This window comes from Verrucomicrobiia bacterium, assembly GCA_035495615.1.
Lineage (GTDB): Bacteria > Omnitrophota > Omnitrophia > Omnitrophales > Aquincolibacteriaceae > DATJFP01.
The window spans coordinates 1-13,054 of record DATJFP010000048.1; the positions used below are offsets into that span (position 1 = coordinate 1).

Below are 13,054 nucleotides of genomic sequence, written 5' to 3' on the forward strand. Positions count from 1 at the left end.
CAAAGCGGCACGTGGGACGGCGAGAAATGGACTTTCCAGGGCGTTACCGAATATCAGATGGACTCCCAGGGCAAGATCCTCGGCGAGCCCCGCAAATTCCCCGCGAAGACTTATCCGGACCTGAAAGTAACGCCGCGGGACCTGACGAGCTCTTCGAGCGAAAGCACGTTCCTCTCCTACCGCGAGCTCAAGCACAGCGTGCAGAAGCTCAAAGAAAACGGGATCAACGTGGATTCCGAAAAAGTGGAGCTGCACTACCGGCTGGCCGCCCCCTGGCAGGGGCTGGTCATGATGCTTGTGGCCGTGCCGATCCTGGCGCCCACGCGCAACCGCAAGGCCATCGCGGGAAGCATCCTACTCTGCATCGGCCTCGTCTTCATCTACCACGTGATGGGCGCCATCAGTCTCGCGCTCGGCAAAGCAGGCAAGATTTTTCCCTTCCTCAGCGCCTGGGCCGGCAATATCGTCTTTGCCATCGGCGCGCTCTTCATGCTGGACCGCGCCAACCACTAGACAATTTCCCCCCCCAAATTATTCGGTTTGAGCCTTGGTGTCCTGAGGCGCGCTCGGGATTTCTTTCCCGTCCGCGGTATGGATGTGCTGCGGCACGACCGGCGTGAGCTTGATCGTCTTGCCTTTCACGTCCGGCGGCACGGGCAAGCGGCCGAGGCCCTGGGACAGGCCTTGGAACTGGCGCTCGATCTGTTTCTGGCGGGCAGCTTGTTCGGGGGTAACCTTCGTGTGGGAAATTTCGTCCGAGGATGCGGGAGCTTCCTGCGTTTCCGCGGCATGCGCCGCGCCGGCAGCGGCGCAGCAGAGCAGCACGAGGACGAGCAGCCTTTTTTTCATGGCTAGATCTTCGTGCCGTCTTCGATGACGGCGCCTTTGGGGATGATCACCAGGCCTTCGCGGATGAAATAATTTTTCCCATCCTCTTCCTGGACCCCTTTGTGGTTGGTGATGGTCACGTTGTTCCCGATGCGGACGTTTTTGTCCAGGATGCAGTTCTCGATCCGGCAGTTCCTGCCGATGCCCAGCGGGTGCTTGGCCGCGCTTTTGGCCGGCTCGTAAAAGTCATTGCCCATGATCACGCTCTTGCGAATCACGCTGCCCTCGCGGATGAAAGCGCGGACACCGATGACCGATTCTTCCACGTGCGCCCCGTCGATCATGCAGCCTTCGCTGAGCAGGACGTTGTCGAGCTGCGAGTTGAAGATGCTGTTGGGCGGAAGAAAGCGCGCGCGTGTGAAAATGCGGCCTTCCTGCGACATGAAATCAAACGGCGGGTTTTTCTTCGTCAGCTCCAGGTTCGCGTCGAAAAAAGCGCGGATCGTTCCGATGTCGCGCCAGTAATCATCGAACACGTAGCCGTAGACCTGCGACTGCTTGATGGCCTTCGGGATGATCTCTTTGCCGAAATCCGTTTCATTTCCCGAGAGCAGTTCCGACAGCACCTTGGGCTTGAAGACATAGACGCCCATGGATGCGAGATATAAATCTTTTTTTGCCGTGAGGTTGAACGCCTCGCGGATATTCTGCGGGATAATGTACGGCGTGATGTTCTCCGTGGGCGCCGGCTTTTCGCGGAAGGCCGTGATGTGGCCATTCGAGCGGATCTGCATGATGCCAAAGCCGCTCACTTCCCTCTTGCCCACCGGCACCGTGGCCACCGTGACGTCGGCATTACGTTCGGCATGAAAATCCAGGATCGCCGTATAGTTCATGCGGTAGAGATGGTCGCCGGACAAAATCAGCACCGCGTCGCTGTTGTCGATATGGTAATGCGGCAGGTGCTTGCGCACCGCGTCGGCCGTGCCCTGAAACCAGTCGAGACTCGACGGCGTCTGCTCCGCGGCCAGCAGCTCGATGCTCGTCTGCGTGAAAGGCTCGTACGGATACGTGCGGTGGATGTGGCGGTGCAGCGAAACCGAATTAAACTGGGTGAGGACGAAGATTCGCTTCAGGCCCGAGTTGAGCGAATTGGAAATGGGAATGTCGACGAGACGGTATTTGCCGCCGATCGGAACGGCTGGCTTGGACCGGTAACCGGTCAGAGGAAAAAGGCGCCGGCCTTGGCCGCCTCCCAGAATCAGCGTCGTAACTTGTCGGGCCATCTCAAACTCCACGATTGAAAAACAAGGCCCTATTGTATCTTTTCCGGGAAAAATTAGGAAATGGAATTTCGAAAGGAAATCAGCGGGAAGGTTTCGGGCGCGTTTCGCTGCGCTGAAAGTGGGTCCACAAAACCTGGCGGAAGGTGTCGTTCTCTTCCATGAGCAGGTCCAGCTTGCGGCGCATCTTGGCCAGGAACGCGGCCTTCGCGGGATAGCGCTCTTTGTTGACGAAAAGGTCGAGGCGTTTGAGGTAGTCGTCGATCAGGCGGCTATTCTGGCGGATCTGATTTTTGATGATGTCGGTCTCGTGGTCGGTGAGCACCGCCAGAGTCTCGTCCAGCAAAGGTTCGGTCTTTTGAGGGAGGTCCGTACCCAGATGAAAAATCATAACGCGCACCTTGCGATTACATCTTCGAGATGATTCAAGAAATCCGTTTTAAAATAAACCCGGTCGCAGCCGGCCCGTTCCGCCATGCCTTTCAAGTCGGCCTTGTTATTGGAAACGTAACCCATAACAGGCAAACGCTTTAAACTTTCGTCCTGCCGCAGGGTCTGCAGCAGCTGGAACGCTTCCCGCTCGCATTCGTCCCAGTCGATCAGGACCAGCACCGGCTTCACGGCCTTCATGCCCGCCAGAAGCACCGCGGCTTTGTCCGTGTTCCTCACGCCGAGGTGGCAGCGCTTGGCGGCCTTGGCGATCTTCGTCGCAACCGCGACGCTCGACAAGAGGCCCATCACCGTTGCTCCGGAGGGAACCAGGCCCGAACCGTACAAGAGTTCGTCGGCCCGGTCCGCGCTGAAACGAAACTTTTGGCCGGACAGTTTCAAAGACCGCGCTCCCGTCCTTTCTCTTGCGAAACTCTTCTCAAAAATTCCGTAAAAAGATTAACCTGATTTTTCCGGAGAATCAAGTTTTGCTTTTTTCCAGTTTTTCGATCACCTGGATTTTCGCCTGCGCGTCCTGCGCGAGCGGCAGAGGAAAACGGATCTGCTCGAGCTGCTCGCGCGCCTCTTTCCAGTTTTTGGAGGCGATCAGCGACAAGGCCTTATCGTAAGCCGCGGCCTGTTCCTGCACGCGTTCCGGAAGAAAACTTTCGGCGAGCTGCTTCTTGGCATCGATGTCCGCGCGCAGCGCGCGCATGTCCGCGACCGCAGGGCGGGAAGGCGTGCGGATGTCCACAAGCGTGGCAAGAATGTCCTGATCCACTCCCGCGGTGTTGGTATAGTCCGGGGCCGCGCTTTCCTGTGCGGCAAGCTTGTCGAGCTCATCCATGTCCTTTTCGGCTTTTCCGGCGATGTCGATGGCTTCGGCCCAGGCGCGCGCATTCAATTTTTCACGGAACTGAGCATAGCCGGCGGTAATCGCCTCTTCGCGCGTGCGGAAATTCTGTTCCACGATCATTTCGTTCAGGGCGCCGATCTTGGAAAGCGTGTCGTTGATCAGCGGCCGCAGCATGGTGAGCGCCACGCCGCGGTGCTTGCGCACGTCCTGGCTGTAGAGCGGAAACGCGAGCGACGCGACCCACAAATCGCGCGCCTTCATCAGGTCACCGGCCAGGAATGCGTCCATGGCCGGAAGGTACGTCGCCTTGAAAAGCTCTTCGAGCTTTTTGTGATAACTGTGCGGGAACTGAATCTTATAAAAGCGTTCCTGCTCCCCCACCATCTGCTCGAAATTTTCAAGAGTCCAGGCCTGGGACGGAAGCTTCTCCACGAAGCCGGTCCGGAAAGGCGCGTTGGCGTCCAGGATCTGCTTTTCCTCCGGTGAGAGCTCGCGCTGCGGGTCCACGCTGGCGCGCGCGGCAAGGACTTGTTCGTCCTGCGGCGTGACCGTTCCGGCCGGGACAGCGGGCGCCGCGGGCGCGCCAGCCGCATTCGCGGGAGCTTTCGCAGGCTCGGCGATTTGTCCGCTTTCCACGACCAGTGTTTCGCCGGCGGATTTGGACGGGCGCTTCAGAGATTGGAGAACGCCGCCCAGGCGCGGCAGGAGAAAAACCACCACGGCGATTATAATCGCAATGACGGCAACAGGCTTCAGCCAGGCCAGGGAAAGCGGCGGCCGGGAAGACTCCGGAGAAGCGGGTGCCTGAGTTTCGAGCGCCGCGTCTTCTTTTTTCTTCACCGACGTGCTCCAGAAACATCCCGGGCATTCGATGATCTCGCGCTCTTCGGCCTGAAAGTTTTTGCCGCAGTGCGTGCAGTAGTAATCAATCATTTTGGCCATTACGAAAACCTCGTTGTTTGGGATGAGAACTAGGCTGACCTGGAAAAGGCCTGATGAGAAGCGGCCAGCAAGGCCAGAGTATCCTGAACCGGACTTTTCGCGGCCGCTGCCTCAGCGGAAGCGGATCCGGAATCTTCCCAAAAATCGACGATCGGTCCGGTTTTTTGTTTCAGGAAATCAGCCGAGGGGAGTAACGGAGAGATTGACCCCGGGAAAGCGAAAGCCGCGGAGGCTCCCGCCGCAAGCGCCAGGAGTGCAGTCAAAACCGCGAAATGGAACGGCCTGTGGTTCCTTTTCATGGGCGACATGATTATCGTCCCGCCCTGCCGTTCTCTGCAACCTTTTTTTCAAAGGGCCCGGCCCGGCAATCTATTGCTGGTCGAAGACCTCTTCCCCTGCGCCCGCCTGGTCGTTTTTTTGAGGGATCATGATCTTGGTCCCCGTAAAATGGGTCTCCTCCGCCGCGTCCTTGCCTGTCAGGATCGCACCGTCCTTGTAATAGTTCCGGGAAATAACGCGCCCGCTCTCATGATAAATGATGCTGGCCCCGTCCAGGATACCCTTTTTATAAGTCAGCTCGGCCTGGAGCTTCCCGTTCGGAAAATATTTCTTGGTGACACCGTCTTCCCTGCCGCCGTGGAAACTCCATTCCGCGTACAGCTCGCCGGTCGGATAAAACGTTTTCGTGATGCCGTCCGGCGGGTTCGGCGGCGGCAGCATGGGATCGCGCTTGGGCGCTGAGGAGATCTTCATGTCCTGCTGGATCTGGTCTTTGCCGCCTTTCAGGAAGGGAGAGTTCGGATCAAAGAGAAAGGCGACCAGGCCGAGAAAGGCCATGAGCCCCAGGAACTGCAGAAAAAGCTTGAGGCCGCCGGGCTTCTCGTTTTTGCTGCCTTTTTCGTAGACGACTTCGTCGCGCGTGTCTTCTTCGTTGAAGAAATCGCCGCGGCGCTTGACCTTGCCGGTCTCTTCGTAGATCACGGCTTCGCCCTGCTGCCTGCCGTCCTTAAAGCGGCCTTCTTTTTTGATGATGCCGCTGCTGTAGTAGACCTTGGCCGGCCCGTGCATGCGTCCATTGGCATAAGGAAGTTCCGACTGGACCGTGCCGTTACGGTAATACGACTTCATCGGGCCGTGCAACTTTCCCTTGCGGTAGATTTCTTCGATCCAAAGCTCGCCCGTGTCGTAGAACTGCTGGCAGATGCCTTCGATGTTCCCGGACTGATATTCCATCTTGCGCTTGACCGCGCCTGTCTCGTAGTATTCGACGGTCGGGCCTTCCTGGATGTTGTCGACGAAGGACATGGTCCGGCGTTTGGCGCCGGAGAGGAAGTATTCTTTTTTGATCGTTTTGACACCCGCACTCATAACGCACCTTTGCAGGTTGGGCCGCTAAAGTCCGGGGGAGAAGCGGCTGATAATCGTGATACGTTTTAAGTGTACCCGGTAAATAATGGATTTCCCAATCGCGGACCGTTAAGAAAACGTCCGGAAACGGTGAAAATTAACCATGTTTTTATTCCTTAAGCTCTACCTCGCCCATCTCATCGGGGATTTCATCCTCCAGTTCGAAGAGCTTTACCGCCTGAAAGTGCGCAGCGTGTGGGGGCATTTGCTGCACGTCCTGATCCACGTCCTGGTCTCGCTCATCATCATTTACCCGTACTGGCACCAGCCTTCGATCTGGTTTTTCATCCTCGGGCTGGGCACCGTGCATTTCATCCAGGACGTGATCAAATACACGACGCAAAAGAAAATTCCGGCCTACACGTTTCCGCTTTTTGTGATCGACCAGATCTTCCACGGGCTCGTGGTCTCGAGCGTGATGCTGCTCCCGGTAAGCCGCCTCGTGCTGGGCTTCGACGGCGCGCCCTGGGACGCCTATTACCGGGAAAGCACGTGGACGCTTTATCTGATCGCCTTTGTGCTGGTGACCTTCGGCGGGAGCTACCTTCTTTATAACTTCAGGAAGAATTACATCCCGGGTACGCGCCCCGACCATCTGATCACGCCGTTTGAAATGAGCCACGCTCTCATCGAAAGGCCGCTGATCGCGGGCATTTTCCTTTTTGGGGATTCGCCCCTCATCTGGCTGTTCGCGCTGCTGGCCGGAATCCCCCGCCTCTTTTTTCCGAAACTGCGCGACCCGCTGGACTTTTCCATGAGCTTTTTGTACAGCGCCCTCATCGGGCTGATTTTTAAAACCTGGATCCCCCACTGATGCCCAAGAAAAAAACGCGCCGCGCCGCCCGGCCGGTGCGGGCGAAGAAAAAGTCTCCACCCGCCCGGAACAAGGAAGCCGCAAACCTGCGCAAGGTCCTGGCCGTCAACGCCAAGATCAATTCCACGCTGAACCTCGACGAACTCCTCGGCATCATCATGAAGACCGCCGCGGAAGTCATGCGCACGGAGGCGTCTTCGCTCATGCTTGTCGATGAAGCCACGCAGGAACTCGTCTTCCGTGTCGCGCTGGGAGAAAAGGGCAAAGACCTGGTGGAAAAATTCCGGCTGAAGATGGGCGAAGGCATTGGCGGCTACGTCGCCAAAACGGGCGAACCGGTCGTCGTGAACGATCCGGCCGGCGACCCGCGCTTTGCCAAGCGCTTCGACAAGGCCACGGGATTCTCGACCAAGGCCATCCTTTGCGTGCCCATGAAAAACCGCGACAAAATCATCGGCGTGCTCCAGGCCATCAACCCGATCGGCCGCCCGCGTTTCGAAAAAGACGAGCTGGGACTTTTTGAAGTGTTCGCGGATCAGGCGTCGCTGTCTGTCGAAAATGCGCGCATGCATTCGGAGCTCGTGCGCCAGGAGCGCGCCAAGCAGGAGCTTGCGATCGCGCACCAGATCCAGCAGAATTTCCTTCCCGACCTTTCCCAGCAGGGCTTCTCGGCGGACCTCGCGGCCCGCACGCTTCCCGCGCTCATGGTGGGCGGCGATTTTTACGACGTGATCCGCGTGAGCGATACCAAGACCAGCATCGTGATCGGCGACGTTTCCGGTAAAGGCGTGCCGGCCGCGCTCACCATGGTGCGCGCGATTTCCGAATACCGGTTCCTCGTGTCGCAGCACTCCTCGCCCGCCGAGCTGCTCCATCACCTGAACGACCGCCTTTGCCAGAATTCGAGCTTCGGCATTTTCGTGACCTTTTTGTGCCTGCTGCTCGACACGGACCAGAAAAAAATAATCTACAGCTCCGCGGGCCATCACCCCATCCTGATGCGTGAGGCTAAGTCCTCGGAAGCCTCGTTTCTGACGGACGCAGGCGGCATTCCGCTCGGGCTCATGCCCGGCAGCGTGTATGCCCAGGCCGAACGTTCCGTGGCAAGCGGCGACGCGATGATGCTTTACACGGACGGCGTGATTGAGGCGCGGGACCGCGCGGGAAAAGAATATGGAGCAGAACGGTTGAAACTTTTCTTGCAGGCCGGCCGTTCAAGCGCGGCCGAGTATTCGGAGAGATTGCTGGAAGATTACCGTCAGTTCACTTCAGGCGCGCCGCAGCACGACGACACGACGGTGCTCGCGATCAAGATCCGTTAGGCGCGGAACGCGCGATCTTGCGGGGCATCGTGAGGATAAACGTCGTGCCCTTTCCCAGCTCGCTTTCGATTTGGATCTCGCCCTGGTGTTTCTTCACCGTGCGGTCAATGATCAAAAGCCCCAGCCCTGTTCCCTTCTGCCCCTTGGTGGAAAAGAAAGCCTCGAAAAGCCGCGCCTTCACTTCCGCGGTCATGCCGATGCCGTTGTCTTCCACTTTGAGAACGTAGCGCTCCGCGTCGAGCGGCTCGGCCGTCACGCGCACGGCGGAATCCGCGCGCTTGGGGTCGGTGGCTTCCATGGCGTTTTTGATGAGGTTGAGCAGCGTCCGGTACACCGCGCGGCGGTCGCAGTCCACCCAATCGAGTTCCGGCGAGGCTTTGAATTCCAGCGCCACGCGAAGATCTTTGGCTTTGTCGAGAAGCGATTCCTGCAGCTCTTTGAACAGTGCGGCCATGTCCACGCGGTCCAGATCGAGTTCGTAATCTTTGGTGAGGCTCAGCATGTCCATCGTAAAGCCTTCCAGTTCCTTAAGCGCCTTTTCCATGTTCGCGGCGCCGCGCACGATGAATTCGTCTTTTTTCTTGGCAAGGCCGCGCGCGATGAATTCGTAAGAGAGTTTCGCCAGCTGCATGATGTTTTTGATTTCATGGATGACCATGCCGGTCGTCTGTCCCACGGCGGCCAGGCGTTCCATGCGCAGATTTTCTTCAAACAGCATGATGTTCTTCAAGGCCCCGGCCATCTGGAATCCCAGGCCGACGGCGAGATCCAGGTCCTGCGGCTCGAAAGCCGGCGCCTTTTCGCTTTTGACGAAGGCGGCCACGCCGAGCGCGCTGTTGCGGGAAAGAAGCGGGAGAAAAATAAACCGGCCGTCGTGGACAGGCTTGCCGCGGCGCAGGACTTCGTCCGCCCTTTTCTCGAGATCCGCGAGGAATTCCGGGGAAGCCGTGCCGGGATCGGGCACGCGGCTGTCGAGCCAGATGCGGTTCTGGTTGCCAAGGAGGTACAGAAAACCTTCATCCGCGGCGATAAATTTAGAAGCGCTTTCGAGGAAAAAGAGGCAAAGCGATTTTCTTTCGAGAAGAGACTGGTAAATTTTGCCGATTTCGTGGGCGGACTCGAAAACGGCGTCGCGTTCCGTCATAAAAACCCTTCGGGGGCGGTGGATCGATGCTTGTGCAACCGTGGCAAAGCCCCTATAATCTGGCACAAAAGAGGTTACCACTCAAGGCTCATGAAAATCATACCCGATAAAATACCGTCCGGCATTCCCGTGATGCGCTTCGACGGAGACCTTGATTACCATGCTTCGGCGGATCTGAGATCCGGCTTAAACAAATTTTTGGAAAGCCCGCACCTGCTCCTGGACCTGGCCAAGGTGGGGTACATGGACAGCTCCGGCATTGCTGTCTTTGTGGAGCTCTCCCAGAAAATCAAAGCCCACGGCGGTAAAATCGTTTTCTTCAATCTCGCCCCGGCCGTCAAAAGCGTTTTCGAGCTGGCCAAGCTGCATCTGTTTTTCTCGATCGCGGGCTCGCAGGAAGAGGCCGTAAAAATCGTCTCCGGATGATCAAGCGGCTGCTTCCCCATCTCATCCCCGTTTTCCTGCTTTTTCTCGTCGTCAGCCTTTACTCCCTGATCCCCGAACCGCTGGAGGCGGTACGGCTGCGTTTCTTCGATTTGTTCCAGCAGATGCAGCCGCGGCTTTATGAGCCCGCGCCCGTGAAGATCATCGACGTGGACGAAGAGTCGCTGGCGCGCCACGGCCAGTGGCCCTGGCCGCGCTCGCTCATCGCGCAGCTCGTCCTTCGTCTCAAGGAAGAAGGTGCCGAGGTCATCGGCTTCGACGTCCTGTTTCCCGAACCGGACCGGACTTCACCGCGCAACATCGTCCCGCTTTGGCCGGACACGCCTGAAACCAGCCGCCTCAAAACCGAAATCGCGAATCTCCCGGACCATGACGAAATTTTTGCCAAAGCCATCGGCGAAGCCAAAGTCGTCTCGTCCTTCAGCCTGCACCGTGAAGCCAACAAATCGGAACCCGTCCGCAAAGCCGGTTTTAGTTTTGCGGGCGACATGCCCGGCCAATTCCTGTCGGACTTTCCCGGCGCGGTGACAAGCCTCCCGGGCATCGAAAAAGCGGCCGCAGGAAACGCGATCGTCAATTATTTTCCGGAATACGACGGCATCATCCGCCGCGTTCCCCTTCTCTTCCAATTGCGCGGCAATCTTTATCCGCAGCTCGCGCTGGAAGCCACGCGGCTTTTCCTGGGCGCGCCGGGCTACATCGTGAAATCTTCCGGCGGCAGCGGCGAAGCGAGCTTCGGAAAAAAAACCGGCATCGTGGCGATCAAAGTCGGAAAGCACGTCATTCCGACGGACGCGAAAGGACGGATCTGGCTGTACGACACGGGTTCCATTCCGGAACGTTATGTCCCGGCCTGGCGCGTGCTCGACAAAGACATGGGCGATCAAAGCGTGAAAGACTCCATTGTTTTCATCGGGACGAGCGCGATCGGCCTGAAAGACCTGCGGTCCACGCCGCTTGCGCCGAGCGCGGCCGGCGTGGAGCTTCACGCGCAGATCGCGGAACAAATCCTGCAGGACCGTTACCTTTACCGGCCGGACTGGGCGATCGGCGCGGAAGTCTCGTTCATCGTGGCGCTGGGGCTTGTGCTCGTCCTGGTTATGCCGCACCTGGGCGCCGCGGTTTCGGCCGTCTTGTGCGCCTTCTGCTTTGCCGGAATTTATTATGGCTCCTGGATCGCCTATTCGCAGCATCAGTGGCTGGTGGATCCGCTGATTCCGTCGGTCGCGTGCCTGGTGATTTATCTTTCCTCGTCGCTCATCCACTTTCTGCAAACGGATTCGGAAAAGCGCCACATCCGCGGCGCGTTCAGCCGCTACCTCGCGCCGGCCATCGTGGCGGAACTGGCCAATAATCCGGACCGCCTGCGTCTGGGCGGCGAAATGAAAGAGATGAGCCTTTTGTTCGCGGACATTCGCGGCTTCACCACGCTTTCCGAGCGCTTCGAGCCCGAAGAGCTCACGCATTTCATGAACCGCTTTCTCACGCCCATGACCGAGATCATCCTGCAGCACAAAGGCACCATCGACAAATACATGGGCGACTGCATCATGGCGTTCTGGAACGCGCCGCTCGACGATCCGGAGCACCGCGCGCATGCCTGCCGCGCCGCGCTGGAAATGCAGGCGCATCTGGTGAAGTGGAACGCGGAGCTTGAAAAAGAAACAGCGGCCGGCGCCAAAAATTTCGGCGCCGTCAAACTGGGCATCGGCCTCAACACGGGCCGGTGCTGCGTGGGAAACATGGGCTCGGACCAGCGCTTCGACTATTCGGCCATGGGCGACGCCGTGAACCTGGCTTCGCGCCTGGAAAGCCTTTCACGCAATTACGGCGTGGAAATTCTGGCGGGAGAGAACACGCGGGACAATCTTCCGGGCTTTTGCTTTCTGGAAGTCGACACCGTGCGCGTCAAAGGCAAGACCAAGCCCGCTCGCCTCTTCGCGCTTCTCGGAGACGCTTCCCTCGAAAACGCCCCGGGCTTTACGTCCCTGAAATCAAAGCACGCGCAGATGCTCGCGGCCTACCGCAGCCAGTCCTGGAAAGAAGCGCTCGCCCTGGCCCGGGAACTCAAGGGCATGAAAATTCCGGGCCTCGAGCTGGAAATGCTGTACGCGCTTTATGCTCAGAGGATCGAACAGTACGCGGCGGTTTCTCCGGGACAGGATTGGGACGGCGTGACGATCGCGATGTCGAAATAGCCGGACGGCTAGATCGAAATCGAAACGCTGGGCGTGGGTGACGGCTGCACGGAAGTTTCCATGTATTGCTTCCGCAGATCCTCGTTGGCGGCATCGTGGGAAGACTCCCGGATGTCCTTTTCGAGATCCACCGTCATTTGGTCGATCTGGCGCGTGCTGCTGCTCGTATCAAGAGCATCGGATGAAGCCCGGTAATCTTTCGAGATATCCCCGCTGTCCATCTTGAAGGCTTCTTCCCCGCCAAGGCCGCCCTCGAAAGAATCTTCCGTGTAATCCGCGCGGGTTTCCGGCATGTCCATCTCTCCAAGCGAAGACGTTCCTGAGTCTTTCATGTCCGTCGTGGTGTCCGTCATGCGCGTGGAATCCATCGTTTCCGGAGCTTTCATGTCGGTCGTCCTCATGTCGGCCGGGGCCTTCGTCGACGACGCCATGCTGCCGCTCGAGTCACGGCCGTCCGGCGCCTTGTTGGCGGCCGTCCGTGACGTGTCTTTGGACCCGTCGTCCGCTTTCCGGGTTTCGGCTTTGGTATCGCGCGCGGATTCACTTTTCGCGCTATCCTGCTGCGGTTCCTTTTTCTCTTCCTGAACCATGAGAGGGCTGATCATCTCCTGGATGCGCTCGGCCGGAAATTCGAAGGCGGGCGTCGGAGGAACGTTGAGGCCTTCGATCACCGTGCCGTAGCCGGCCTTGGTCACGTCCACACTGACCGTCTCGCCGTCGACTTCATTACTCACCGCAATCGCGCCTACATGCTCGCCGGAAGTCGTCTTGTCGCCGGGGCCCAAAAGAAGAATCTCCGAATGAAAGCCGTTCACCTGGCCGCAGAAGATAGTGCCGCGGATGCCGACGGAACCGGCGGGCAGCTTGATCTCGACGTTCTTCGGATTCTTTTTGCCGATCTTACCCGTGACTTCGCGGAAGGCGCCCGCCAGGATGCTTGCCGCGACTTTGCCGTCGTGGGTCTGGGGGTCGTAAACAAATTCATCGATGACGATGCGGCTGTTAGGGCCGATCGTAAAAACGGATTCGTCCATCAAAAGGATCTGCAGCTGGCCCTTGTCGTCGGTTCGGACTTCGTCGCCGAGGTAGACGGGCTCGCCGCTCTGGACCACGCGTCCGACCTTTTCCGAGGAAGCAATCTCGACCGTGCCGCGCGCCGCGGCGATCACGCCCACCTGCGCGGCCGGAGGCAGCGGCGCGTTCATGGACGTCTGGGCAAAGCCCCAGGGCAGGGCCGCCAGGCCAAGCAAAAGCCCGTAAAAGAGCGTCTTTTTGTTCATATTTAAAAGGTAGTTCTATGCGGGAAGGAAGTCAAAGGCGGGAGCCCGTGGACACAAAGATGATAGAAAGAACACTTTTTAAAGCGCTAGGACCCTATGAAAACCCT

At 58.4% G+C, this 13,054-nt stretch carries 13 protein-coding genes; 5 read left to right on the forward strand and 8 right to left on the reverse strand.

The genetic code is table 11. The annotated features are described in order from the left end of the window. Nucleotides 1-513, forward strand: a 513-nt coding sequence (locus tag VL688_06520) for an LptF/LptG family permease (GenBank protein HTL47700.1), incomplete at its 5' end; no start/stop codon positions are given. 18 nt (nucleotides 514-531) lie between these two features. On the opposite strand, the gene VL688_06525 is transcribed toward VL688_06520, so the two are convergent. The 6 genes from VL688_06525 to VL688_06550 all read right to left on the reverse strand — a co-directional run bounded on the left by VL688_06525 (nucleotide 532) and on the right by VL688_06550 (nucleotide 5,706). Then, on the reverse strand, nucleotides 532-849 hold the full coding sequence (locus VL688_06525) for a hypothetical protein (protein ID HTL47701.1): 318 nt from the start codon (nucleotides 847-849) through the stop codon (nucleotides 532-534). A gap of 2 nt (nucleotides 850-851) precedes the next feature. Continuing rightward, on the reverse strand, nucleotides 852-2,114 hold the full coding sequence (locus tag VL688_06530; protein HTL47702.1) for a glucose-1-phosphate adenylyltransferase: 1,263 nt from the start codon (nucleotides 2,112-2,114) through the stop codon (nucleotides 852-854). A gap of 79 nt (nucleotides 2,115-2,193) precedes the next feature. Continuing rightward, complete coding sequence (locus VL688_06535) at nucleotides 2,194-2,502, reverse strand: hypothetical protein (protein ID HTL47703.1); 309 nt, start codon at nucleotides 2,500-2,502, stop codon at nucleotides 2,194-2,196. Then, nucleotides 2,499-2,942, reverse strand: coding sequence for a hypothetical protein (locus VL688_06540; GenBank protein HTL47704.1), 444 nt, complete (start codon nucleotides 2,940-2,942; stop codon nucleotides 2,499-2,501). Before VL688_06540 ends, VL688_06535 begins: the two co-directional genes overlap by 4 nt. Nucleotides 2,943-3,021: 79 nt before the next feature. Beyond that, nucleotides 3,022-4,338 (reverse strand): zinc ribbon domain-containing protein, encoded by a 1,317-nt coding sequence (locus VL688_06545; GenBank protein ID HTL47705.1) that lies wholly within the window; start codon nucleotides 4,336-4,338, stop codon nucleotides 3,022-3,024. Between the two features lie 369 nt (nucleotides 4,339-4,707). Then, on the reverse strand, nucleotides 4,708-5,706 hold the full coding sequence (locus VL688_06550; protein ID HTL47706.1) for a hypothetical protein: 999 nt from the start codon (nucleotides 5,704-5,706) through the stop codon (nucleotides 4,708-4,710). A 142-nt stretch (nucleotides 5,707-5,848) separates the two neighbouring features. On the opposite strand from VL688_06550, the gene VL688_06555 reads away from it, so the two are divergent. Both VL688_06555 and VL688_06560 read left to right on the forward strand, forming a co-directional pair. After that, nucleotides 5,849-6,559, forward strand: coding sequence for a DUF3307 domain-containing protein (locus VL688_06555; protein HTL47707.1), 711 nt, complete (start codon nucleotides 5,849-5,851; stop codon nucleotides 6,557-6,559). Further along, on the forward strand, nucleotides 6,559-7,881 hold the full coding sequence (locus VL688_06560) for a GAF domain-containing SpoIIE family protein phosphatase (protein ID HTL47708.1): 1,323 nt from the start codon (nucleotides 6,559-6,561) through the stop codon (nucleotides 7,879-7,881). The genes VL688_06555 and VL688_06560 overlap by 1 nt, the downstream gene beginning before the upstream one ends. On the opposite strand, the gene VL688_06565 is transcribed toward VL688_06560, so the two are convergent. Then, nucleotides 7,868-9,025: an ATP-binding protein gene (locus VL688_06565; protein ID HTL47709.1), complete on the reverse strand. Its 1,158-nt coding sequence runs from the start codon at nucleotides 9,023-9,025 to the stop codon at nucleotides 7,868-7,870. The two genes, VL688_06560 and VL688_06565, sit on opposite strands and share 14 nt — an antisense overlap. A 90-nt stretch (nucleotides 9,026-9,115) precedes the next feature. Here VL688_06565 and VL688_06570 point away from each other — a divergent pair, with 90 nt between their 5' ends. Then, nucleotides 9,116-9,451 (forward strand): STAS domain-containing protein, encoded by a 336-nt coding sequence (locus VL688_06570; GenBank protein ID HTL47710.1) that lies wholly within the window; start codon nucleotides 9,116-9,118, stop codon nucleotides 9,449-9,451. Beyond that, nucleotides 9,448-11,667, forward strand: a complete 2,220-nt coding sequence (locus VL688_06575) for an adenylate/guanylate cyclase domain-containing protein (protein ID HTL47711.1) — start codon at nucleotides 9,448-9,450, stop codon at nucleotides 11,665-11,667. The genes VL688_06570 and VL688_06575 overlap by 4 nt, the downstream gene beginning before the upstream one ends. Before the next feature lie 8 nt (nucleotides 11,668-11,675). Here the strand turns inward: VL688_06575 and VL688_06580 are convergent, their stop codons facing one another. Beyond that, nucleotides 11,676-12,947: a FecR domain-containing protein gene (locus VL688_06580; GenBank protein ID HTL47712.1), complete on the reverse strand. Its 1,272-nt coding sequence runs from the start codon at nucleotides 12,945-12,947 to the stop codon at nucleotides 11,676-11,678. Nucleotides 12,948-13,054: the final 107 nt, after the last annotated feature.